This window comes from Cellulomonas fimi, assembly GCF_028527925.1.
Taxonomy (GTDB): Bacteria; Actinomycetota; Actinomycetes; order Actinomycetales; family Cellulomonadaceae; genus Cellulomonas; species Cellulomonas fimi_C.
Map to the genome: position 1 here is coordinate 22,356 of NZ_JAPESW010000011.1, position 22,693 is coordinate 45,048.

16 protein-coding genes are annotated in these 22,693 nt (G+C 76.4%); 1 reads left to right on the forward strand and 15 read right to left on the reverse strand.

The genetic code is table 11. From position 1 onward, the window contains the following. Nucleotides 1–42: 42 nt before the first annotated feature. The 9 genes from OMK64_RS07350 to OMK64_RS07390 form a co-directional block, all read right to left on the reverse strand. Nucleotides 43–717 carry an ABC transporter ATP-binding protein gene (locus OMK64_RS07350; protein ID WP_272727426.1) on the reverse strand — a complete coding sequence of 225 codons (675 nt, stop codon included), beginning with the start codon at nucleotides 715–717 and terminating at the stop codon, nucleotides 43–45. Then, nucleotides 714–1,670, reverse strand: coding sequence for an ABC transporter ATP-binding protein (locus OMK64_RS07355; RefSeq protein WP_272727427.1), 957 nt, complete (start codon nucleotides 1,668–1,670; stop codon nucleotides 714–716). Before OMK64_RS07355 ends, OMK64_RS07350 begins: the two co-directional genes overlap by 4 nt. Then, nucleotides 1,667–4,414 (reverse strand): FtsX-like permease family protein, encoded by a 2,748-nt coding sequence (locus OMK64_RS07360; RefSeq protein ID WP_272727428.1) that lies wholly within the window; start codon nucleotides 4,412–4,414, stop codon nucleotides 1,667–1,669. Before OMK64_RS07360 ends, OMK64_RS07355 begins: the two co-directional genes overlap by 4 nt. After that, nucleotides 4,411–7,449: a hypothetical protein gene (locus OMK64_RS07365; RefSeq protein ID WP_272727429.1), complete on the reverse strand. Its 3,039-nt coding sequence runs from the start codon at nucleotides 7,447–7,449 to the stop codon at nucleotides 4,411–4,413. Before OMK64_RS07365 ends, OMK64_RS07360 begins: the two co-directional genes overlap by 4 nt. 72 nt (nucleotides 7,450–7,521) lie before the next feature. After that, nucleotides 7,522–7,917, reverse strand: a complete 396-nt coding sequence (locus OMK64_RS07370) for an MmcQ/YjbR family DNA-binding protein (protein ID WP_272727430.1) — start codon at nucleotides 7,915–7,917, stop codon at nucleotides 7,522–7,524. Between the two features lie 10 nt (nucleotides 7,918–7,927). After that, a complete protein-coding gene (locus OMK64_RS07375; RefSeq protein WP_272727431.1) occupies nucleotides 7,928–8,314 on the reverse strand; it encodes an iron chaperone in 387 nt (128 codons plus the stop codon). A 69-nt stretch (nucleotides 8,315–8,383) separates the two neighbouring features. Then, nucleotides 8,384–11,752, reverse strand: coding sequence for an ATP-binding protein (locus tag OMK64_RS07380; RefSeq protein WP_272727432.1), 3,369 nt, complete (start codon nucleotides 11,750–11,752; stop codon nucleotides 8,384–8,386). After that, a complete protein-coding gene (locus OMK64_RS07385; protein ID WP_272727491.1) occupies nucleotides 11,749–12,366 on the reverse strand; it encodes a DUF4194 domain-containing protein in 618 nt (205 codons plus the stop codon). Before OMK64_RS07385 ends, OMK64_RS07380 begins: the two co-directional genes overlap by 4 nt. A gap of 154 nt (nucleotides 12,367–12,520) precedes the next feature. Further along, the gene (locus OMK64_RS07390) at nucleotides 12,521–14,020 is read right to left on the reverse strand and encodes a DUF3375 domain-containing protein (protein WP_272727433.1); all 1,500 of its coding nucleotides are present in this window, start codon (nucleotides 14,018–14,020) and stop codon (nucleotides 12,521–12,523) included. A gap of 424 nt (nucleotides 14,021–14,444) precedes the next feature. Between OMK64_RS07390 and OMK64_RS07395 the strand changes: the two genes are divergently transcribed. Next, the gene (locus OMK64_RS07395) at nucleotides 14,445–15,971 is read left to right on the forward strand and encodes a hypothetical protein (protein ID WP_272727434.1); all 1,527 of its coding nucleotides are present in this window, start codon (nucleotides 14,445–14,447) and stop codon (nucleotides 15,969–15,971) included. Between the two features lie 8 nt (nucleotides 15,972–15,979). On the opposite strand, the gene OMK64_RS07400 is transcribed toward OMK64_RS07395, so the two are convergent. The 6 genes from OMK64_RS07400 to OMK64_RS07425 all read right to left on the reverse strand — a co-directional run bounded on the left by OMK64_RS07400 (nucleotide 15,980) and on the right by OMK64_RS07425 (nucleotide 22,689). Further along, a complete protein-coding gene (locus OMK64_RS07400) occupies nucleotides 15,980–16,840 on the reverse strand; it encodes an alpha/beta fold hydrolase (protein ID WP_272727435.1) in 861 nt (286 codons plus the stop codon). Nucleotides 16,841–16,907: 67 nt separating this feature from the next. Next, a complete protein-coding gene (locus tag OMK64_RS07405; RefSeq protein WP_272727436.1) occupies nucleotides 16,908–18,032 on the reverse strand; it encodes a flavin-containing monooxygenase in 1,125 nt (374 codons plus the stop codon). 181 nt (nucleotides 18,033–18,213) lie between these two features. Continuing rightward, nucleotides 18,214–18,777, reverse strand: coding sequence for a hypothetical protein (locus OMK64_RS07410; RefSeq protein ID WP_272727437.1), 564 nt, complete (start codon nucleotides 18,775–18,777; stop codon nucleotides 18,214–18,216). Between the two features lie 135 nt (nucleotides 18,778–18,912). After that, nucleotides 18,913–20,952 carry a DUF1565 domain-containing protein gene (locus OMK64_RS07415; RefSeq protein WP_272727438.1) on the reverse strand — a complete coding sequence of 680 codons (2,040 nt, stop codon included), beginning with the start codon at nucleotides 20,950–20,952 and terminating at the stop codon, nucleotides 18,913–18,915. Between the two features lie 79 nt (nucleotides 20,953–21,031). Then, nucleotides 21,032–21,586 carry a DUF624 domain-containing protein gene (locus OMK64_RS07420; protein WP_272727439.1) on the reverse strand — a complete coding sequence of 185 codons (555 nt, stop codon included), beginning with the start codon at nucleotides 21,584–21,586 and terminating at the stop codon, nucleotides 21,032–21,034. Nucleotides 21,587–21,726: 140 nt separating this feature from the next. Then, complete coding sequence (locus tag OMK64_RS07425) at nucleotides 21,727–22,689, reverse strand: carbohydrate ABC transporter permease (RefSeq protein ID WP_272727441.1); 963 nt, start codon at nucleotides 22,687–22,689, stop codon at nucleotides 21,727–21,729. Nucleotides 22,690–22,693: the final 4 nt, after the last annotated feature.

The following is a 22,693-nucleotide window of genomic DNA, read 5'->3' on the forward strand; positions in this document are numbered from 1 at the left end:
GCGGGCGGCGCGCAGGAGGCGCGGTCGTCGCGTCGGACGCCGTCAGACCGTCGCGTCGCGGAGCGTCCCCGAGTGCAGCTCGACGAGCCGGTCCGCCCGCTCGGCCATGAGCGGGTCGTGCGTCGTCACGACCGCCGCGACGCCCTGCCCGTGGACGAGCTCGACCAGCAGGTCCATGACGACCGCGGCCGTGCCGCTGTCGAGCTGTCCGGTCGGCTCGTCGGCCAGGAGCACCGCGGGTCGGTGGACGAGCGCGCGGGCGATCGCGACGCGCTGCTGCTGGCCGCCGGACAGCTCGGCCGGGCGCTGGGCAGCGTGCCGCTCGAGCCCGACCGCGGCGAGCGCCTCGGCGACCCGCCGGTCGCGCTCGGCGGGGTCGGTGCGCAGGATCCGCAGCGGGACCTCGACGTTCTCGGCGGCCGACAGCACCGGGATGAGCCCGAACGCCTGGAAGACGTACGCGATGCGTGTGCGCCGCAGCTCGAGGACCTGCTCGGGGTCGAGCGCGGTGAGGTCGGCGCCGTCGACGACGACCCGGCCGGCGCTGGGCTTCTCGAGGCCGCCGAGGACGTGCAGCAGGGACGTCTTGCCCGACCCGGAGCGTCCGCGGACGACGACGAGCTCGCCCGGCGCGGCGTGCACGTCGACGTCGCGCAGCGCGTGCACGACCGCGTCGCCCGCGCCGTAGGTGCGGGTCAGACCGATGCCGTGGATCATCGCGGTCCCTCCTCGTCGCGCGCGCTGTCAGCCGCCGCGCCGCCGCCAGCAGCGCCGGGTGCGGCGTCGTCGGGAGTGCCCGGCACGTGGTCGTGGCGCGAGACGCGCACGTGGTCGGGCTCGAGGCCGAGGCGCACGCGGTCGCGCAGGTCGAGCCGCTCGACGACCTCGCGCGGGAGCTGCAGGCGTCCGACCTTGTCGAGCACCGCGAACTCCTCGGCGTGCAGCCGCTCGACGCCGTCTTCGCCGCGCTCGGTGCGGCGCAGCACCTCGGTCGACGTGCGGCCGTCGCGGATCTGCACCGTGCGGTGCACGTGCTCGGACACCGTGGGGTCGTGCGTGACGATGAGCGTCGTGACGCCGAGCTCGGCGTTGACGTGCCGCATCGCGTCGAGGACGTCGGCGGACGTCGCCTCGTCGAGCTCGCCGGTCGGCTCGTCGGCCAGCAGGACGCGCGGGGACGCGGCGACCGCGGTCGCGATCGCGACGCGCTGCTGCTGGCCGCCCGACATCTGCGCGGGAAGCCGGTCGCGGCAGTCGGCGACGCCCATGACGTCGAGGAGCTCGGCGGCCCGCTCGGCCCGCCGGCCCGTGCGCGCGACGACGAGCGGCACCGCGACGTTCTCCGCCGCCGTCAGGTACGGCAGCAGGTTGCGCGACGTCTGCTGCCACACGAACCCGACGACGTCGCGCTGGTAACGGCGCCGCTGGCGCGCGTCCATCGACACCAGGTTCGTGCCCGCGACGACGGCCGTGCCGGCGGTCGGCCGGTCGAGGCCCGACAGGATCGTGAGCAGCGTCGACTTGCCGGAGCCGGACGCGCCGACCACGGCGACGAGCTCGCCCGCGTCGACGCGCAGGTTGAGCCCCTGCAGCGCCTGCACCTCGACACCCTCGGTGACGAAGATCCGGACGAGGTCCTCGCACAGGATCTCCGGGGTGGTGGTCGTCATGCTTCCCCTTCCCGCAGGACGGTGACGGCGGACGTGCGGCGCGCGCCGACGACGGCCGCGAGCACCGCACCCGCGACGAGCAGCGCGTAGGTCGCGGCGAGCGCGAGGAGCCCGGTCGTGCCGGGCGTGGGTGGCGGCGGCGTGGCGCCGCCCGTGAGGACGGACACGTCGGTCGTCCCGAGCATCACGGGGGCGAGCACCGCGCCCGACGCGAGCCCCGCGACGACGGCGACGAGCGCCCACGGGAGGACCTCCCACCGCACGAGCGCACGCGCGTCACGGGTCGGCACGCCGAGCGTCGTGAGCAGCGCGAGCAGGCGGCCGCGCGACCGGGCGCCCAGCGTGACGCCGAGCCCGAGCGCGAGCGCGCTCAGCGCGAGCGACGCCGCCGTCGCGACGGCCGTCGCGGTGCGGACCCCGCCGACGAGCGCACCGCCCGTGACGCGTTCGAGCGCGCCGGCGCGGGTCGCCGTGGCCGGCCGCCCGCCGGTCGCGTCCCCGACGATGTCGGCGACGTCGGCGGCGACCGCTGCGGGATCGGCACCGGAGGCGGTCCGCACGAGCAGCCTCTCGACGACGGGTCGCAGCCCCAGCCGCTGCGCGGTCGCGGCGTCGACCAGCACCGCCGACGGGCCGGTGACGCCGGGCACGCCCGTCCGCGTGTCGAGGACCGTGACCGGGACGCCCGCCGACGAGCCGCCCGCGTCGAGCACCGCGTCGTCGTCCAGGTCGACCTCGACGTCGCCGACGAGCACGACGGCGACGCTGTCGTCCGCGTCGCGCGGTGCGAGGGGCAGCGGGTCGACGCCCGGCAGGCCAGCCTGCACGGCGCGCAGCGCGGCGAGGTCCACGACGTGCACCGCGAGCGCGTCGCCCGCGCGGCCCGCCCGCAGGACGACCTCGCCCCCGTCGGCGACGGCGGCGACCGCCGCGACCCCGGGCGTGCGGCGCACCGCGTCGACCGTGCCCGCGGTCGCGCCGCCCGCCTGCACCGCGACGTCGGCCCCGACCGCGGCGGCCGCGGCCCGGCGCGCGCCGCCGTCCATGGTCCCCAGCACGACGAGCGACGCGGTCGTGACGGCGACGCCGAGCGCGACCGCGGCGACCGGTGCGAGGCCTGCGGCCGGCGACCGCGAGGCGCCCGCCGCCCCGACGAACCCCGCGAGGCCCCGCCGCCGGGCGAGCACGCGCGCGAGGGCCGCGAGCGGACCGGGCAGCACGCGCAGCACGACCACGCAGACCGCGAGCGCGAGCAGCACCGGGAGCGCGAGCAGCACGGGGTCGACGCCCTGCGCGTCACCGGCGAGCCCGCGCTGCCGGACGGCGACGACCGCGAGGACCGCGAGACCGACGACGACGGCCTCGGCGACCCACCGCGCGGTGCGTGCCGCACCCGCGGCGACGGGCCGGGCACCCGAGAGCGCCGCCCGCGTCGCGCGCACGCGCGCACCGCAGACGCCCAGGAGCACCGCGGGGGCGAGACCCGTGGCGAGCGGGACGGCGAGGTCGGTCGGCGTGGTCGGGCCCGGGGTGACGGCCACGGCGGCGAGCACGCCGGCGGCGGCCGCGGGGACGCCGAGCACGAGGCCCTGCCCCGCGCCCAGCCCACCGACCAGGACGGTCGACGCACCCCGGGCGCGCAGCAGCACGAGCGCAGCGCGTCGTCGCTCGACACCCAGCGCGACCGCGAGCCAGAGCACGCCGAGGGCGACGCCCGCGGGTCCGGCGGCGAGCACGCCGAGCACCGTCACGACGAGCCGCTGCCGGGGTTCGAGCGCCTGGAGCGCGGCGTCGAGCTCGGTGTCGGTCGCGGTCGCGGTGCGGAACGCGCGCAGGTCCGCCAGGAGCGCGGCACGGTCGGTCGTCGCGACGGGACCGGTGTCGAGCGGGAACCACGTCGTCGACGCGAGCGGCCCGGACACCGCGAGGACGGGCAGCGCGCCGGGGTCGGCGTAGGGGAAGACCGTGACGAGGGTGCCGGCGTCCGGGTCCTCGACGACCTGCGGGGCGAACGTCGAGTCGAGGTGCGCCCAGGTCGGGTCGTCGGGGTCCGCGGCCTCGAACGTCCCGACGAGCACGGCGGTGACGCCGGTGCCGCCCTGGAGCGTGCGCAGCTCGCCGATCCGCCAGCCGATGTGCTCGGCGGACGCGACCGACAGCGCGACCTCGAGCGGCGCGTCCGGACCGGTGCCGGTGCGCGGTGGCGCGCCCGGGGCGAGCGGGGCGACGTCGGCGGGTGCGGGCAGGCGGCCGTCGGCCACGGTCACGAGGTCGGGCAGCCGCTGGTCGACGCGGACGCCGACCGTGAGCTCGGCGATGCCGACGTCGCGCGGCCCGCGGTCGGCCACCCAGCGGTCCGTCTCCAGCACGATGCGGGCGTCGCCGAGCAGCGGCCGGAGCGCGGGGCCCGCGGACGCGACCGTGGTGGCCAGCGTGTCCCGCTGCGCGGCGAGGTCGTCGAGCGCGTCGGCCGAGCCGCCGCCGGTGTCGACGAGCCACGACGACGCGCGCGTCGGGTCGACCTGCGTCGCGACGAGCCGGGCGACCCCGTCCGCCTGGTCGGTCCCCACGACGCGGTCGAGGGTGCGCGGCCATGCGGCGAGGACGCACGCGGCCACGAAGGTCGCGAGGCCGACGAGCACGGCGGTCGTGGGGTCGGTGCGCAGCTGGCGGGCCGCGAGCCGGGCGCTCGACAGCGCAGGCGCACGCCCGCCGCGGGTGCGTGCCGACGCGGCGGCGCTCATCGGGCGTCCTCCCGCACGGTCGCGGTGCGCGCGTGTCGGCGGACGCGCGCGCCGTCACCGAGCGCGACGAGCGCGCAGCCGAGCGCGGCGGCGCCGACGAGGGCGACGAGGACGCCGGGCTGCACGGCCGGTGCGACGCCGAGCGCGGCGGGTCCGGTCGCGACGACCCGCACGAGGGCGGGCCCGAGCGCGACGCCGAGCAGCAGGCCGCCGAGCGCGCCCACGGCGACGGCGAGCCCCAGCACGGTCCCGGTCTCGGCACCCCGGCCGCGCGCCTGCGTGCGCGGTGCGACGCCGAGCGCGTGCAGGACGCCGACCTCGGCCCGGCGGGCCCGACCGAGCGCGAGCACCGCCGCGGCGACCCCCGGCAGCGCGACCGCGAGGGCGCACGCGGCCGCGACGACGAGCGCGGCACCGGCGCTGCGTGTCAGCGGGTCGTCGGTCGGTGCGGCGGCGGTGGTGACGGTGGCGCGCAGCCCGCGGTCGTCGGCGACGGACCGGACGGCGTCGGCGGTCGCGGTCAGGTCGTCCGCCTCGTACCAGACCTCGGTCGGCGTGGGCGGCACGGGTGCGGTCGCGAGCAGGGCGGCGCCCGCGGCGCGCAGGTCCGCGAGGGCGGCACGGCCCGGGGCACCGGGGACGACCGGCTGCACGGAGGCCACGACCGCGTCGACCGGGTGGTCGTCCACGCGGACGGTGAGCGGGGCGCCGGGTGCGAGGCCGTCGACCGCCGCCCAGTCCGCGGAGACGACGAGCGGCAGGGGCGCGGCGGCGCCGGGCAGGACGCGCACGACCGTGACGGCGGCGCCCGTCCCCGGCAGCGTCACAGCCGGGCCGTCCGCGGTCACGACGAGCGGCTCCTGGCCGGGCACGGCGACGGACCACGGTCCCGTGGCGAGCAGGTCGACCGGACCGTCCGGGCCGTCGGCGACGACCTCCGTGACCAGGACCTGCCGGGCCGACCCGCCGGCGGCGAGCTCGACGCCCTGCACCGTCCACGCCCCCGGGCCGGGCGGCGCTGCGGACCACCGGCCGGCGGCGCCGGTGGCGGTCGTGGCCCGCAGGACGCCGTCCGGACCGCCCCACCACACGCGCGCGGCCGTCGCGGCACCGTCGACGTCCGCCGTGACGCGCACGGCCGTCGTCCCCGCGGGGACGGGCCACCCGGCGGCGGGTCCGAGGTCGGCGAGCGCGTCGCGCAGGCCCGGGACGCCGTCGGTGCGGACGGCCGCGGTGTCGTCGGCCGGCAGCGCGAGCAGGGTGCCCACCCGCGACGCCGACCCGGCGGTCGCGCGCAGCACCGGCACGCCGTCGGCGCCGGGCAGCGCGCCGAGGCCGGCGGTCGGCGGCGTCGCGTCCACGTCGGGCGGCGGCACATCCGTCAGGACGAGGCGCACGTCGGCGCCGGTCGCCGCGGCCGCCGCGGTGCGCCGGTGCTCGCCGGTCGTCCCGACGTGCACCGCGGCCAGCGCCCCGGTCGCCGTCGCGAGCGTCACGAGGACGACGGGCACCGAGTAGACGGCCGCACGCCGTGCGACCTGGCGCGCCGCGAGCGGGACCACGAGGCCCGGGCGCGAGCCGACCAGGCGCGCGACGGCCCCGGTCACCCATGGCAGCAGGGCCGCCGCGAGCAGCGCGACGGCGAGGACGCCCAGCGGGACCGCGGCGACGGCCGCGGGCTCGGCGGCGGCCGGCGGACCGCCCGCGGCGCCGTCGGACACGGCCGTCCCGCCCGGCGCGCGGACGAGACGCCACGTCGCGAGCCCGGCGGCGAGCACGACCAGCACGACGCCGCCCGTCGCGACCGTCCGGGACCGGCGGCCCGCGGGGTCGCTGCGGTCGCCCGCCCGTGCGGCGGCGCCACGGGCGGCGAGCGTGAGGGTCGCGAGGCCCGCGACGGCGACGGCGAGCACGGCGGCGACCACCACGGCCGGCTCGGTGCCGCCGCCCACCACGGCGGCGGCCACGAGGGCGCCGCCGACCGCGGGCGGGACGCACACCGCGACCGCCTCGACCGCCGCCGCGGCGGTGAGCTGGCCCACGGTCGTGCCGCGCGAGCGCAGCACGGTCGTCTCGGTCGCGCGCACCGCCCCGAGCAGGCGGGCGACCTGGGCGAGCGCGACGACCGCGACGACGGCGACGAGCGCGAGCGCCGCCCCGGTGACGGCGGACGCCGCCGTGAGGGCCGCGTCGGTGCGGCGCAGCGTGTCCACGAGAGCGCCCGACGTCGACAGACCGCCGGACTGGACCGACGCCTGCGCGTCCGCGACGAACCGCTCGAGCCCGTCGGCGACGGGCGCGAGGTCACCGGGACCGACGCGGTCGAGCGCGGGGACGACGGTCCAGCGGACGAGGTCGATGCCGGGGACCGCGGCGAGGACGCGCTCGTCCACGACGGCCGGGCCGACCGCGTCGCCGGTCCCCGTCGCGACCAGCGCGTCGCCCGCCCAGCGCGGGTCCGACGGGTCGTCGGGACGCCAGGTCGCGTCGACGCGCAGCACGCGCGTCGCTCCCCCGTCCGACGTCACGACGAGCGTGTCGCCGACGTGCGCGCCGAGCGCCTCGGCGGCCCCCGCGTGCAGCGCCGCCGGGTCGGGGTCGTCGACCGTGCCGGCCGCGCCGGCGGCATCCCCGGGCCACGCGCCGTCGACGACGTGCGCGACGTCCGCGAGGTCCGGCTCGGCCGCGAGCACCACGCCGCGGTCGGAGCCGTCGGGCGCGGCGACGACGAGGGACAGCGAGCGCAGCGTCCGGGACACGTGCACCGGGCGGTCGCCGAGCGCGTCGCGCAGCGCGTCGTCGGCCGCGGCGCGCTGGCCGTCCGGGTCGTCGGCGTCGCGCCGCGTCGACACCTGCAGCGCACCGTCGGGACCCGCCGCCGCGAGCGCGTCACGTGCGCCGTCACGCGCGCCGCCGATCGTGGCGGCGAGCGTCCCGGCGACCGTGGCAGCGACGACGGCGACGAGGAGGGCGACGAGCGCGAGGAGCCCGACCTGCGCGCGCGCACGGCGCAGCAGCAGGCGGCTCGTTCTCACGCGGGGTCCTCCGGGGGTCGGTCGCGCGATCCTCTCACGCGCTGGACGACCGCCCAGCAGCACCCGCCGGGCTCAGCCGGAGGCGACCTCGGGGTGGGCGTCGAGCCAGGCCCGCGCCGTCCGCTTCGGGACCAGCGAGAGCCACCCGTCGGTCACGACCTCGGCGGCCTCGTCCGCGTCGAGGCGCTCGAGCCGGGCGAGCACCGCGGGGTACCCGTGGAAGTGCGGCGTCGTGAAGTAGACGTCGGGCGTCGACGCGAGCAGCGCGTCCTTGGCGTCGAGGTCGGGCGTGCGGAAGCAGACGATCTCCCCGGGCCACGCGTCGGGGCCGAGCGCCTCGTGGTCGGAGCGTCGCAACGGGCGCTCCCACGCGAGCCCGCGTCCGTGCGCGGTCCAGCGACGTGGCGTCGGTTCCGCCGTGTCGGGCAGCGCGGTCACCGCCGCCGCCACGTCCTGCCACGTCGCCATCGTCTCCCCCTCAGCGTCCACGGGCCGCGAGGCGCGCGTCGACCTCGGCGATCCGGCCCTCGACCACGCGCTCGAGCGTCGCGCGCGACGGCAGGGCCGCGGCGGTGAAGTGCAGCGTCGCGCCCGACCAGCGGACGTCGGTGATCTCCGCGGCGAGCGCGCGGGCCAGCGGCGGGCTCTGCACGTGCAGGCTCAGGTGGTGCTTCGCCTGCGACAGGCTCACGAGCGGGGTGCGCCGGTAGGTCACGCAGGGGACCTGGTAGGAGATCACCTGCCCGGCGTCGGGCACGAGCTCGAGGAGCACGTCGCGCACCGCCCGCAGCGCGCGGGCGTCGTCGGGCGGCAGCGCGTCCAGGTACTCCTCGACGCTCGACGCGGGCGCGTCACCACGGGCCATGCGCCCCACGGTAGGGGTGCGTACCCGTGACGGACCAGGGTCCCGCGTGGGCCTTGTCGGGGAGTCAGGTCACGGGGTCGTGTCCGCGACGCCGACGACGGGCTTCGTCCGCGACCGGCCCGAGGCGTCCTTGAGCACGACGTACGCGAGGTCGACGTGCGGCTCGAGCGCGCTGAACTTGTCGTTGGGAGCGCCGATGACGAGCTGGAACCCGAGCCCGCGCCACGCGCCGATCGCGCGCCCGGTGAACCGCGCGTCGGCCTTGATGAGCGCCTCGTCGAGGAACACGGGCGCGTACCGCGGGCGCTCGGCACCCGCGTCACCCAGCTGGTAGCGCAGCGCGGCGCCGACGATGAACGCGACGAGCTCCTGCGACTCGCCACCGGACTTCTCGCCGATGTGGTCGTACAGCGCGATGTGCCGGCCGTCGAGGTCGACCTTCTCGGCGGACAGCCGTACGTGCCGTCGGACGTCGACGAGGTCGGCGAAGTCGGGCGCGGTGCGGCGGATCCGGTCGACGACCTTCGCCATCCGCACGTAGCGGCGCTCGCGCTCGGCGTCGGTCGCGTCGGTCGCGAGGACCTCGCGCAGGTCGCGCAGCTCCTTGCGGAACCGGGCGACGACGGTCGACTGCGTGTCGCGCGCGTCGATCCGCAGCCGGTGGTCGTCGTCGGCGAACGGGAGGTCGGCGAGGATGTCGTTGACCGGCCGGATCCGCTCCTTGATCTCCCGGACCGACCGCGCGAGCGCGCTGTGCAGGTCCGCGAGGTCGTTGCCGGACAGCCGCAGGAGGCTGCGCCGCCACTCGGCCTCGAGCTCGTGCAGCCCGCTCGTCTCGAGGTCGACGAGGACGCGCGCGAAGTCGCCGTACGACGCGTCGGGGTCGGTGCCGAGGTTGGGGTCGGGCCACCGCTCGACGAACGTCTCGAACGTGCGCCGCAGCGCGTCGCGGGCGGCGCCGATGCGCTGCTGCGCGGCCTGCCGGTCGGCGAGCAGCAGGGCGTTGGCCCGGGCGAGCACGTCGTCGAGCGCGCGCAGCGCGGCGACCGCGTCGGCGGCCGGGGCCGCGGTGTCGGTACCACCGTCGAGCAGCCCCTCGACGTACGCGCGCTGCGCGGCGCCGACGGTCGTCCCGGAGGCGGTGGCCCCGTCGAGGGCTCGCTGCGCGGCGTCGACCTCGTCGGTCGTCGCCGACCACTGCTCGCCGAGCGCCTGCGCGTCCGCCTTGCTGCGGCCCAGGAGCTCGGTGAGCGCCGTGATGGTCGTGTCGAGCTCGTCGGCACGGCGCTGCAGGTCCGCGATCTGCGGGTTGCCCGCGGTGACCTCGTCGACGACCTGCGCCCACCGGGCGCGCGCCGCCTCGACCGCGGCGACGTCGACCTGCTCCCACGTCACGCCGACGACCTGCTCGTACGCGCGACGGCGGGCGTCGCCCGCGTCGAGCTGCGCCTCCGCCTCGGCCACGCGAGCGGCCGCGAGGTCGAGCCGCTGCTGCGCGCGCGCGATCTGCTGGTCGAGGAACGCGAGGCGTCGCGTGTTGGTGAACCCGAGCACGTTCGCGTGCCCCTGCCCGCCGTGCGCGCCGCGCGTGCCCTGCGACACCTGCCCCGTGCGGGTGAGCGCCTTCGGGTGCTGCGCGAGCTCGCCCGGGGTGTCGACGCACACGTAGTCGAACCGCTGGGCGAGCTCGCTGCGCAGCCACGCGGTGAACGGGCCGGCCCGGAAGTCGAGCCGCCCGGGCAGCGTGCGCGAGTCGAGCGCGACGTCGTCCGGGCCGCCGGTCGGCACACCCTGGAACTGGACGCGACGGGCCGTCGGCACGGCGTCGATGGCCGCGCGGAACGCGCGCAGGTGCGCCGCGTCGATGAGGAGCACGGTCGCGAAGCCGCCGAGGGCCAGGTTGAACGCGTCGCGCCACGGCTCGTGCTCGGTGCGCACCTCGACGAGCTCCGCGACGAACGGCAGGTCCTCGGGCGTGAGCCCGGCCGCCTGGGCCAGGGCGGCGCGCGCGGCGTGCAGGTCGCGCGGGATGTTGTCGCGTCGGCGCTCGACGTCGCGGCGCTCGGCCTGCAGGTCGGCGAGTTCGGCGGCGGCCTCCTTGCGCTCCGAGCGCGCGTCCGCGAGCTCGTCGAACGACCGGCGACGGGCACCGCCGTCCGCGAGCGCGCTGTGCGCGCGGGCGACGAGGTCGGCGAGCTGCGCCTCGGTCGTCACGGTCTCGCCCGGCAGGGCGCGCAGCAGGTCGTCGAGCCGCGTGCGGGCGCGGGCGACCTCCTGCGCGCGGGCCTCGGTCGCGGCGAGCTCGCGCTGCGCGTGCGCGAGGCGGTCGCCGCCCGACGACCACAGGGTCTCCTTGACGCCGTCGAGCTCCGACCGCGCGGCGGCGATGCGGGCCTGCGTCTCGGCGACGTGGTCGCGCGCGCGGTGCTGGCGGCGCTGCAGGTCGGCCTCGGCGTCGCGCAGGAGGTCGAGCCGGCGCTCGTGCTTCCACAGCGCGGCGGGCGACGCGGGCTCGTCGAACGTCCCGATCTCGTCGATGACGCGCAGCCGGTCGGCGGCCTCGTCGATCTCGGCGCGCAGCGACCGGATCGGCTCGAGCGCCTTGACCTGCTGGCGCGCGGTGACCATCTGGTCGCGCGTGCCGGAGAGCTTGTCGAACTGCTCGACGACCGCGTCGGCCGTCGCGAACGTGTCGGGCTCCTCGAGCACCATCGCCTTGTAGAGCGCGTCGACGGTCGTGATCTGCTGCCCCGCCTGGATCCGGCCGAGCAGCGCCACGGCCTTGGCCCCGTCGCCGGACGCCCCGATGCCGAGCGTCGCGTGCAGGCGCGCGGTGAGGTCGCGGTCGGTGTCGAAGACCGTCAGACCCGCCTCGGTGAGCGCGGGCCGGGCGAACCGGTGCGCCGCGGCGTCCTCGAGCGTGCGCAGGTCGAACGACCCGTCGCGCGTCGCGCGCACCGCGACGACCTCCTCGAGCGTGCGGGCCGCCGACGGCACGTACCAGGCGCGCACGGCCGTGAGCTCGGTCCCGCCCTGGTCGGTCCACGTCATCGCGATCGCCGACCACGTGTCGCGCCCGTCGCCGCGCAGCACGCGCTGCCGCGTGCTGCCCTCGTCGGTGCGCGACTCGTCGAGCTTGCCGCGCGCGTAGGACAGGATGTTGCGCTGGTCCTTGCCGCGCGGCCGGCCCACGACGCCACCGTTCGACGCGCCGTTGAAGGGCGTGGTGTGCGGCATGAGCAGCGCGATGTACGCGTCCATGAGGGTCGACTTGCCCGACCCCGAGCCGCCCGACAGCAGCGTCGCCGTCGACGCGAGCCGCACGCGGTGGTGGCCGTCGTAGCCGCCCCAGTTCACGAGCTGCAGGTCGCGCGCGACCCACTGCTGCCCCGTCGACGCCTCGGGGATCAGCCCGAACAGCGTGTCGACCATCGTCATCGGACGTCCTCCTCGCTCGCGCCGCCGCGGACCTGGGCAGCGAGCCACGCGCGCAGCTCGGTGAGCCGCTCGTTGCTCAGCACGACCTCGACGAGCGGCGTCACGCGGAACCGCCCCTCCGACTCCTCCTCGATCAGCCCCTCCTTCGCGAGCCGCGCGACCGCCGCGCGGATCTCGCGCTGGTGGCTCGCGACGTTCGTGTCGTCGGGGTCGAAGTACGTGAGCGCGGTCTGCTCGATCTCCTCGACGTCGACGCGCACCGACGTCTCCCCCGCGCCGCGCTCACGCTGGAACACCGTGCGCAGGTGCACGAGGACGAGGGTCTCGGCGCGCGAGTACGCGTCGTCACGCAGCAGCACCGGCACGTCGAGCTCCGCCGACCGGACCTGCCGCTTGTACGCGATGCCGCGGTCGTGGTCGACGACGAGGTGCACGAACAGGTCGTGCAGCCGCGACTCGATGACCTGCTGGTTCTCCAGCAGCGTGCGCCACTGGGCACGGTTGCGGTCGGCGACGAGGAACCGGCGCTGCAGCAGGCGCACGAGCACGCGGCGCACGTCGGCGTCGAGCGTGCCGGAGTCGCCCGCGAACAGCTCCGCGGGGTCCTCCTCCATCGGCACGGGCGCGATGAACCCGCCGCGCTCGTCGGGCGCCGTGAGGACGTCGGCGTCGTCGGCCGTGTCCGGCACGTCCGCGGCGTCGGGCGCGTCGACGGCGTCCGGCAGGTCGACGGCGCCGTCCTGCGCGTCGGTCTCGACGGTCGGGGCGTCAGTCATCGGTCTGGTCCTTCGTGCGGATCGTGACGCCGCCGAACGCGAGGCGTCGGCGGGCGCCGTCGGGCCGGACCGCGTCGACGAGCGCGACGCGGTCGGTCTCGGTCATGCCGTGGGCGTGCGCGAGCTCGAGCAGACCCAGGAGGTCCACCGGCCGGCGCAGGTCCTCCGGGGCGGCGTCGAACACCGCGGCGACGTCCACGCCGTCGGCTGCGGCGTCCGCGTCCGGCGCGCGGCGGTCCGCCGCGAAGGCCGCCAGGTGCGCGTCGAGCTCGGCGTAGTGCGGCCCGCCCCACGCGAGGGCGTCGCCGCTCGCGACGTCGCCGTCGTCGTCCCAGTCCGCCAGCGGCGCGGGCGGCTCCGGCGGCTGGAGGGCGCCGGTCGTCTGCCGCAGGTGCTCGACCTCCGCGATGGGCAGGCGACGCAGCGGGTCGACGGGCTGGAACCGGCGGGCGTCCGGCATCCACGCCTGCAGGCCCGTCATGACGTCGCGCAGGAGCGCGTCGACCTGCCGGTCGCGCAGCGGGTCGTGGTGGCGGACCTGCGAGGTGATGACGGACGACGCCTCGCGCTGCGCGGCGAACACCTGGTCGAGCCCCTGCTCGATGCGGCGCACGACCTCGCGCAGCTCGGTGCCCTGCTGCGGCCCCAGGCGGCGGGAGAACCGGTGCCGCAGCACGACGTCGAGCTGAGCCGCGAGCTCGTCGAGCCGGTGCGGGTCGCCGATGAGCCGCAGCGCCCCGGCGAACGCCCGGCCCTCCGCGGTCGACTCCATGACCTGCTCGCCGCGTGCGAGGTACTCGCGCAGCACGTCGCCCGTCGGGCGCTCGTCCTGCCGGAGCGCGGTGACGACGTCGCGCTGCATGGCCTTGATCGACTCCGCGACGCGCGCGAAGTCCGCGGGGAGCTCGCGCACGAGGTGCAGGACGTTCTCGGCCTCCTCGAGCAGCTCCTCGTCGTCGACCGTCTCGACCGTGCCGGTGCGCTGCACGCGGTCGAGCTCCGCCTGCAGGCGGCCGATCTCGGCGTCGAGCCGGGCCATCCGCACGAGCACGTCCGGGTCGGCGTCCTGCGCGAGCCGCTCGACCGCGTCGAGCAGCGTCCGGACCCGCGACTTCGACACGCGCGCCCGCGCGCCGCCGGCGCGTCCGGCGACCTCGAGCGCGCCGACCGCGTGCGCCGAGAGCCGGTACACCTCGACGTCGTCGTCGAGCACCTGGCGGACCAGCCAGCCCGCCTCGGCCCACTGCCGGCACAGCTCGCGCGCGCCGCCGGTCGGCAGGGTCTCGCCGTGGCCCGCGACGCGGAGCTGCTCGAGCGCGTCGCCGATCTCGGTGTGGGCGTCCGCGACCGCGACCGTCGGGCGCTCCGCGGTGAACGTCACCGAGAGCAGCGCGACGACCAGCGGGGCGTGCCGCTTGTGCAGCAGGTCCAGCATCGGGTTCTGGAACGCCCGGACCGCACCCAGGTACGCACCTTCGACACGAGAGATCATCGCCGCACAGCGTAGGTGGCGCGGGCGCCCGGCCCGGACCACCGTCCCCCGCGCGCCGCGACGGGCCCCCTCGTCGTCGAGTCGCTTCACCGGGCAACCACGAGGTCATCGCGGCACAGCTCACGACCTTCCTGCGCGGGCCAGGGCTGGGCACCGGACCGACGCCCAGCCCGACGCCGACGGTCACCCCCTCGCCCACTCCCACGCCCACCGCGACGCTCGACGGTCGACGGGTTCTCGGCGCGGGCACCCCGCCGCCCGCCGGACCGGTCGGGTGCACGCCCTGAGCCACGCACGTCGACCCCGTCGCCCGGCCGCCGCGCGGCAGACGGGTGACGGTCGCGTCACGGTTCGGTCTCGGGCGTCCTCGCGGGGCCGCGCGTGCGGCACGCTGCGGCTGCCGGCACGACGACCTGGAGGACGCATGACCGACGTGGGCGACCGTCGACGCGTCGACGACGCCCTGCGGTGGCTGTCGCACCCGACGACGTGCGTCGCCGTCGTGGCGCTGCTCGTCAACGACCACGTGCTCAAGAGCGCGTCGGGCGCCTGGTGGACGGGCAAGCTGTCCGACGCGGCGGGGCTCCTCGTCGCGCCGCCGCTCGTCGCGGTCGCCCTCGCCGTCGTGGGACGACAGCACCGGCCGCCACGGACGCGGGCCGCCACGGCCGTCGCCGTCGTCGGGGTCCTGTTCGCCGTCGTGAAGCTCACGGCGGCCGGCGCGGCGGTCGCCTCCGCCGCGTGGTCGCTCGTCGACGCGCCCGGGGTCGTGCGACGCGACCCGAGCGACCTGCTCGTGCTGCCGGTCCTCGTCGTGGCGTGGTGGGTCGGTGCCCGCGGCCCGACGCCCGGCGCCCCGCCGCGCGACCGCGCACCCGCGCGATGGCTCGTCGTCCTCCCCGTGGCCGTGCTCGCGACGGTCGCGACGTCCGCGGCCCCGCCGCCGGACGAGGTGCGGTCGGTCGACGTCGTGGACGACGCGGTCGTCGTCCGCCTCGAGGACGGCAGCGGGCTCCGGTCGACCGACGGCACGACGTGGCGCCGGGCCACTGACGACGAGGCGCGCGCACTCGCGGACGCGGCGCTCCGGGGCACGCCCGCCGACGTCGCGTGCGTCCCGGCCCGACCCGACGAGTGCTACCGGCCGCTGCCGCGCGACTCGGCCGGCGGGCACCTCGGCGTCGAGCGCAGCACCGACGGCGGCCGTACCTGGGACGTGGACTGGTCCGTTCCCGACGAGGTCCTGCCCGCGCTCGCCGCGCGCCACGACGCCCCCGTCAGCACCGTGGCGACACGCCAGGTGGCGGTCCTCCCGACGCAGGACGGCTTCCGGGTGCTCGCGGCGAACGGCGCGGACGGGCTCGCGCTGCGGGACGAGGACGGGGTGTGGCAGCGCCTCGGTCACCCGACGACCGGAGCGCCGGCGCCCGTCGTGCCGGTCCCCACCCGTCCGGACACGCCGCGCGCACCGCTCCCGCTCGGGGTGCTCGCCGGCGTCGCCGCGGCGCTCACGGTGGTCGCCGCGGCCGGACGGCCCGGCACCGACCTGAGCGCGGCGCGCCGGGCGACCGGGGTCGGTCTGCTCGTCGCCGCGGGCGCCGTGCTGGCCGGCGCCCTGGCGCTCGACCTGTCCTGGCGCAGCCTGCCGGGCGTCGACGAGCTCGTCCTCGTGGGCCGGGTCGTCGCGCTCGTGGGCGTGCTCGCCGTGGCGCTCGGGCTGCTCGGCGGTGCCGCGGGTGCGCTGCGGCGGGGCACCGCCTTCGGGGTCGGCGCACTCGTCGGGGTCGCCGTCGCCATCGCCGTGCTCGTCGTCGGCTCTCCGTGGGTCTGCGCGCTCCTCGCGGTCGGCGCCACGGCCGGCGGTGTCGCCCTGGTGCGGCGGGCGGCGTCGCGGCAGGCGCCGTGGCCCGACGAGCCCCTGCCGTGGGGGCCGCTGCCCGGGAGCTCGTGACCTCGGGGTCAGCCGTCCGCCGGACGTCCGGACGTGTGCCGGAGCAGCCGCTCGACCAGCACCGGCCAGGCCCGGCGCGGCGGCACGCCGTGTCCCGCGTCCGGGATCACGAGGAGCTCGGCGCCGGGGATCTCGTCGGCCAGCGCACGGGCGTGCGGCAGGGGGAACATCGGGTCGTCGGCGCCGTGCACGACGAGCGTCGGGACGCGGACCTCCCCCAGCCGGCCGCGCCACGACGGGCCACCGTCCATGACGCCGTGGTTGCTGCGCGACCGGATGTCGGTGGCCCGCGCGACGGTCCGCTCGGCGATCGCGCGCTCGACGTCGGCGTCGAAGCCGCCACGCTGGAAGGGCCGCTCCTCCTCGACGAGGTACGCGACGACGGCGGCGTCGTCGGACCAGTCCGGCTCGGGCGGCGACGCCGCGAACAGGTCCGGGTCGTACGCCGGCAGGTCGTCGGCCTCGCGACCGGGCACGCCCGGCGTGGCGCTCATCAGCGTGAGCGTCCGCACCCGCTCGGGGTGGTCGAGCGCGACGCGCTGGGCCGCCGCGCCGCCCATCGACAGCCCGACGAGGTGCGCGGCCGGCACACCCTCGACGTCGAGGACGCCGACGAGGTCGTCCGCGAGGTCCGGCAGCCCGTACCCCGGCGCGCCGGGCGGCCACGTCGCCGACCGGCCGGTGTCGCGCCAGTCGAGCCGGATGACGCGCCGCTCCTCCGCGAGGCGCTCGACGAGCTCGTCCGGCCACGCGTCGAGCGAGCACGCGCCGCCGTGCGCGAGGAGCAGCACCGGCGCGTCCGGCGGCCCGGTGACGTCCAGGCACAGCGGGACTCCCCCGACGTCGACGACGCGCTCGTGGCGGCTCACCGCCCCATCGTGACGGGCTGCATCGCACGCGTCGACCGGCACCCGGCTCCGGCTCGCCAGGACGACCTCAGCGGCGCGCGCGTGCCACCGCCCGGGCGATGCGCTCGGCGTCGATGCGCAGCTCGCGGAACATGCCGCTGATCGGGTTGGTGTAGCCGGTGAAGTACAGCCCCGGCCGGGCCGCACGCGGGCCGTGGGCCTGCGGCAGACCGCGCGCGTCGAGGACGCCCAGGTGGCCGACCAGCGGCTCGAGACCGCGCCGGTAGCCGGTCGCCGCGACGACGACGTCCGGCTCGACGCGCGTGCCGTCGGCCAGGACGACCTTCGAGCCCTCGAACGACTCGACGGCGGCGACGGGCTCGATCGCGCCCGACCGCACGCCCGCGATCAGCCCGACGTCCTGCAGGGGCACCGAGCCCTCGAGCACGCGCGAGTACAGGCCGGTCGTCGGACGGGGCAGCCCGTGGGCCGCCAGGTCGGGCACCTCGACGCGCGCGATCAGGCGGGCGGTCGCGTCGACGAGCGGGACGGGCAGGTGCCGCACGACGATGCCGGTCCCCTGCGCGGGCCAGCCGAGGTTCGAGCGCCGCACGATGTGCGGCGGCGTGCGGACCGCGAGGCGCACGCGCCCGGCACCGCCCTCGACGAGGTCGACCGCGATCTCCGCGCCCGTGTTCCCGACGCCCACGACGAGCACGTCACGGCCCACGTACGGCCGCGGGTTGCGGTACGACGACGCGTGCACCACCTCGCCCGGGAAGTCCTCGACGCCCGGCCACGCGGGCGGCACCGGGGTGTGGTTGTAGCCGGTCGCGACGACGACCGCGCTGCCGTCGATCGTGTCTCCGTCGGCCGTCCTGAGCCGCCAGCGGTCGTCCACGGGCTCGACGCGGGCCACGTCGACACCGGTCCGGACGTCGAGCCGGTGATGGGCCGCGTACTGCTCGAGGTACCGGACGACGTCGTCGCGGGCGACCCACCGTCCGTAGGCGCGCGGGATCGGCAGCCCCGGGAGCGACGACCAGCGGCGCGTGGTGTGCAGGTGCAGCCGGTCGTAGTGCCTCCGCCACGACGCCCCGACCGCCGAGGACCGCTCGACGACGAGCGCGTCCACCCCGCGCGACCGCAGCGCGGCGGCGACGGCGAGACCGCCGGGCCCCGCACCGACCACCAGGACCGGACCTGACGCCATCCGCCGACCTCCTCCTCGAGCCACGGGCGGCGCCCAGCGTTCCACGCGTCCGGCCCGACCCGCCAGCGAATCCGGACAGTTGTCCAGTTCGTGGGGCCGTGCAGGTGACGCACGAGCCGGGCAGGCACGGGAGATCTGTGCGGCGCGGCTCGCCGGCGCTCCAGGAGGTGCGGCGGATCGATCAGCCGGGCGTCGGCGCCCAGGCCATGGGGCCGGCCGACCCTGCCGCGCTACGTGGCTGGACGTCCAGCACGACCTGGTCACCGAGGTCGACCGTGACCGGCGCGTTCTCGTCGACGTCGGCCGGGACGCCGACCACGGACGTCGTCGGGACGAAGTCCATGGTGCACGGGCCGGTCGACGTCGCCCCGACCTTCACGGTGAGCGTGCCGCCCGCGAGCGTCGCCTCGGGCTCCGCGACGATCGGGCAGGTGCTCGAGCCGAACGTCACGACGTAGAGCAGCCCGTCGTCAGGCGCCCAGCCGACACCCGGCGAGCCGCTGTCGTCCGGAGGCGTCACACCCTCCGGCAGGCCTGACCCGGTGACGCCCGCCTCGAGGACGGCGTCCTGGATCGCCTGCGGTGACGCGGACGCGGACGCCGAGGCGGTCGGGGAGGGAGACCTGCTCGTCGGCTCGCCCTCGGGCTCCGAGCCCCCGGAGGAGGCACAGGAGCACACCGTCGCCGTCACGACGACGGGGAGGATGCTCGCGGCTGCTGCACGACGGACCGCCTCCAGTCCCATGGCCCGACCATACCGCCGCGAACCGCCCTGTCCAGAGAGTCGGCCCGATCAGACCCGCGAGCAGTGGCGTGGAGCGCCCCCGCCTGCCCGGTGTCGAGCCCGGGACCCCCCTCAGGCGGGGGCACGCCACGGCGTCTACCGCCGACGAGCCGGGCCCGGTGCGGAGAGGAACCGCGTCACGGGCGCCGACGCGGCGAACGGCCCGGGCACGACCGGGTCCCGCGGGATCCCGAAGACGTCGACGCCCAGGTCGAGGTCGGACCCGTCGGGACGGGTGTACGGCATCTCGGCCTGGTAGCTCGTCCCGAGGCGCGCGGTCGTCACCGGGGCGACGACGTCGAAGGCGCGCACGTCGTCCACGTCGACGCGGACCGTCCCCGCCTCGGCGTCGACCACCTCGACCCGCACCGGTGACACGCCGACCACGAGGGCCGCGGGCTCCGCGCGGAACGGCTCGGCGCCCTCCGCGTAGAGGTTGCCCTCGCTCCACACGGGGAGTCGTGGCCCGGCCAGGTCGCTGCCCTGCTCGGCCGGGTACTCCTGCGACGTCGGGTAGGCGTCGTACTGCGAGGTGCCCACGGGGGTCGGCACGAACGTCGCGCGGCCGGGCACGCCGTCCATGTCGACCGCGCCCGACCAGAAGCTGGCGAGCGCCGGTTCCGCCTGCGCGTCCGACCCGGTGGCGTCGCTGGTGGCGCCGTCACCGACGAAGACGTTGTTGTAGAACCGGTCGTCGCCGCCGAGGATGTTCGAGACGCCGTAGACGGCCGTCGAGTGCGGCAGGTGGTACGGGGTGTACCGCTGGTGCTCGGTGCAGTTGGCGATGCGCCCCGCGACGTAGTTGTGCACGTACGCGCCGCCGGTGGACATGTCCTTCACGGACCACGGGGACAGGAACAGGTTCGAGTCCACGAGGTACGGGCCGTGGCAGACCTCGACCATGAAGTCCTCCGCGGTCGAGGCGTAGAAGACGTTGCGGCGCACCAGGGTGCCCTGGGCCTGCCAGTCGAGCCACAGCGCGCGGTGCGTGTGATGGATCGTGTTGCCGCTGATCACGGTGTCGATCGCGGCGTGCAGCTTGATCCCGGCCACCTCGGCGCCGTGCCACTGCCGCTTCACGTGGATGCGCGAGATGTGGTTGTCCGCGATGGTCGAGAACGCCGCCCCCAGGTGCCCGACGACGCCGGCCTGCTCGCAGTCCCGGATGGTGTTGCGGCGCACGATGTGGGAGCCGACGTGGTCGCGGTGCCACGGCTGCGGCTCGCCCGCTCCCGGCCCGCCGAGGGCGAGCGCCCGCTGGATGACCTCGCGCTCGCGCTGCGTGCCGCCCTTGGCACCCTCCGCCCCGGTGGCCCACTCGTTCTGCCCGGTGCTGGCCTCCTTGCCGAGCGAGACGCCGACGTTCTTCGAGTCGGTGATCGTGTTGTCCTCGATGACCCAGCCCGTCGACCAGTGCGGGCCGATCAGGCCCTCCTGCAGCGCGGTGGGCGGGGCCCACTGGGTGGCGGCCTTCGTCAGGGTGAAGCCGCGCACCGTGATGTGGTCGATGCCCGTCGCCGCGGGCCAGAAGACGAAGGTGCGCGCGTTGATCTCGACCTCGTGCGCCGCCGGGTCCGCGCCGCCGAAGTTCGCCCAGATCGTCGTGACGTCGTCGCCCACCTCGCAGTACCAGGTCAGCAGCGAGCCCTCCGGGTCGGACGAGTCCGGCGTGACCTCGGGGTGCTCGACGCCGCCGAGCGTCAGCGACTCGTACATCGACTTCCCGTCGAGGTACACCTCGCCCGTGTGCCAGGTGTTGACCCGGTCGAAGAACCAGTCCCCGCCGATGCGCTCGGCGTACGGGTTGCGCTCCCCGAACAGGGCGTTCGGCACCTCCGTGACCCAGACGCGGCCCTCGGCACCGGGGTGGGGGCGCCAGTCGGTGACCACCTCGGCGCCCGAGATCGTGACGGGCTCGAAGCGACCGTCCGGGCCCTCCGCGGCCTGGTAGGTGATCGGCGCGTCGACCGTGCCGCCGCGCGGCGGGTTCACCCACTCCCGGTACACGCCTTCGTGCACCGCGACGGTGTCGCCCGGCATGGCGGCCTGCGCGGCCCGGCCGATGGTCCGGAACGGGGTCTCGGCCGACCCGTCGGCACGGTCCGAGCCGGTGACGGCGACGTGCAGGATGGTCACGACAGCGCCTTTCGTCGACCACGGGGGTCGTGTGGGTGGTGGGGGTTTCTCCAGGACCGCGCCGGCAGGGCGTGGGGCGTCAGATCTCCGCCGCCTCCGGCTCGGGTCGCACGTACCCGCGGGCCACGAAGAACCGCTCGAGCAGGTAGCACCACCACAGGAGGATCAGGCCGGGGAGCACGAACGCCGCGGGCGGGAAATTCCAGACGGCGAGGCCTCCGAGCACGAGGGCGATCCCGAGCAGGAACGTCAGGCTGGGCGTCGTCAGCCCCAACGTGAACCCGTTGCGCACCTGCCGCCAGGTGGGGTTGGTGAAGCGGGCGACGAGCGGGAGGCACCAGAAGACGAGGAGCAGGAGGAAGAGCCCGACGACCACGAGCGGCACCAGGACCTCGGCGAGCCCGGACGTGGGCAGGTACGAGAGCGTCACGATGCCGACGGCCGCGACCGGGACGGCCAGCAGCCCGACGACGGTCGCCTGCCGCCAGCTCTGCCGCCAGGCCTTCGCCGCGACGGCGAGCAGGCCTGCGTCCTTGCCCAGGACGTACCGTCGGCAGAGCTCGTAGGCGACGACCGTCCCCGCTCCCGCCGTCACGACGAGGCCGACGCTCACGAGCCAGAACAGGCTGACCACGATGACCGAGCCGAGCGAGTCGAGGGCGCGCCACAGCCGCGACGCAGGGTTGAAGCGGAAGATGGTCGTGCCTCTCGGTGTGACGGGGTGGCGGTCCTGCGACGGCCGGCCCCCCGCGGGTGCGCGGGAGGCCGACGCCGTCAGCCCTTGACGGACCCGATCATGAGACCGGACACGAAGTGCTTCTGCAGGAACGGGTAGACGAACAGGATGGGGACGGCCGCCACCATCGTGATCGCCGACCGCAGCGCGATCGGGGTGGTGAGCTGCCCGCCGCTCCCCACGGACGCCGCGTTGCCCGCGGTGTTCGCGGAGTTCGCGCCGGCGTTCATCGAGCTCGCGAGGAGCTTCTGCAGCTCGTACTGGAGCGTGGACAACGCCTGGTCGCCCGAGTTGTACAGGAGCGTGTCCAACCAGGCGTTCCAGCTGCCGACGGCCACGAACAGCCCCACGACGGCCAGCGCGGGCTTGCACAGCGGCATGATGATCTGCCACCACGTGCGGAACTCGCCCGCGCCGTCGACCCGTGCCGACTCGGTGATCTCCTCGGGGATCGACTTCATGTACGTGCGCAGGATGATCAGGTTGAACGCGCTGATGATCACCGGCACCCAGTACGCCTGGAAGCTGTTCAGCATGCCCAGGTCCTTGATGAGCAGGTAGTTGGGGATCAGCCCGGCGTCGAAGTACAGCGTCAGGACGAAGATGATCGTGATCGGGCGGCGGAAGATGAACTCCTTGCGGCTGAGCGCGTAGGCGAGCATCGACGTGAAGAACAGGTTCGTCACCACCACGACGACCGTCTTGAAGACGCTCATGAAGAACGCCTGGTAGATCGTGTTCATGTTGAGCACGACCTCGTAGTTCTTCAACGAGAAGACCCGCGGCCAGATGCCGATCCCGCCACGGACGGCGTCCATGCCGTCGTTCAGGGAGATGGCGAGCGTGTTGAGCAGCGGGTAGATCATGAGCGTCGCGAGCGCCAGCAGGAACGTGGTGTTCAGCGTCGTGAAGATGATCCGCTCGGCCGTCCACCGGTGACGCGGTGACCGGCTCCGCGGCACGCGCCGCGTCAGGGACTTCGGGGCGATGGTGCTTGACATGAAG

Coding starts and splice junctions, on each gene's coding strand:
- OMK64_RS07350 (WP_272727426.1), bottom strand. CDS start 717: ATGATCCACGGCATCGGTCTGACCCGCACCTACGGCGCGGGCGACGCG.
- OMK64_RS07355 (WP_272727427.1), bottom strand. CDS start 1,670: ATGACGACCACCACCCCGGAGATCCTGTGCGAGGACCTCGTCCGGATC.
- OMK64_RS07360 (WP_272727428.1), bottom strand. CDS start 4,414: ATGAGCGCCGCCGCGTCGGCACGCACCCGCGGCGGGCGTGCGCCTGCG.
- OMK64_RS07370 (WP_272727430.1), bottom strand. CDS start 7,917: ATGGCGACGTGGCAGGACGTGGCGGCGGCGGTGACCGCGCTGCCCGAC.
- OMK64_RS07375 (WP_272727431.1), bottom strand. CDS start 8,314: ATGGCCCGTGGTGACGCGCCCGCGTCGAGCGTCGAGGAGTACCTGGAC.
- OMK64_RS07380 (WP_272727432.1), bottom strand. CDS start 11,752: ATGACGATGGTCGACACGCTGTTCGGGCTGATCCCCGAGGCGTCGACG.
- OMK64_RS07385 (WP_272727491.1), bottom strand. CDS start 12,366: ATGGAGGAGGACCCCGCGGAGCTGTTCGCGGGCGACTCCGGCACGCTC.
- OMK64_RS07390 (WP_272727433.1), bottom strand. CDS start 14,020: ATGATCTCTCGTGTCGAAGGTGCGTACCTGGGTGCGGTCCGGGCGTTC.
- OMK64_RS07395 (WP_272727434.1), top strand. CDS start 14,445: ATGACCGACGTGGGCGACCGTCGACGCGTCGACGACGCCCTGCGGTGG.
- OMK64_RS07405 (WP_272727436.1), bottom strand. CDS start 18,032: ATGGCGTCAGGTCCGGTCCTGGTGGTCGGTGCGGGGCCCGGCGGTCTC.
- OMK64_RS07410 (WP_272727437.1), bottom strand. CDS start 18,777: ATGGGACTGGAGGCGGTCCGTCGTGCAGCAGCCGCGAGCATCCTCCCC.
- OMK64_RS07425 (WP_272727441.1), bottom strand. CDS start 22,689: ATGTCAAGCACCATCGCCCCGAAGTCCCTGACGCGGCGCGTGCCGCGG.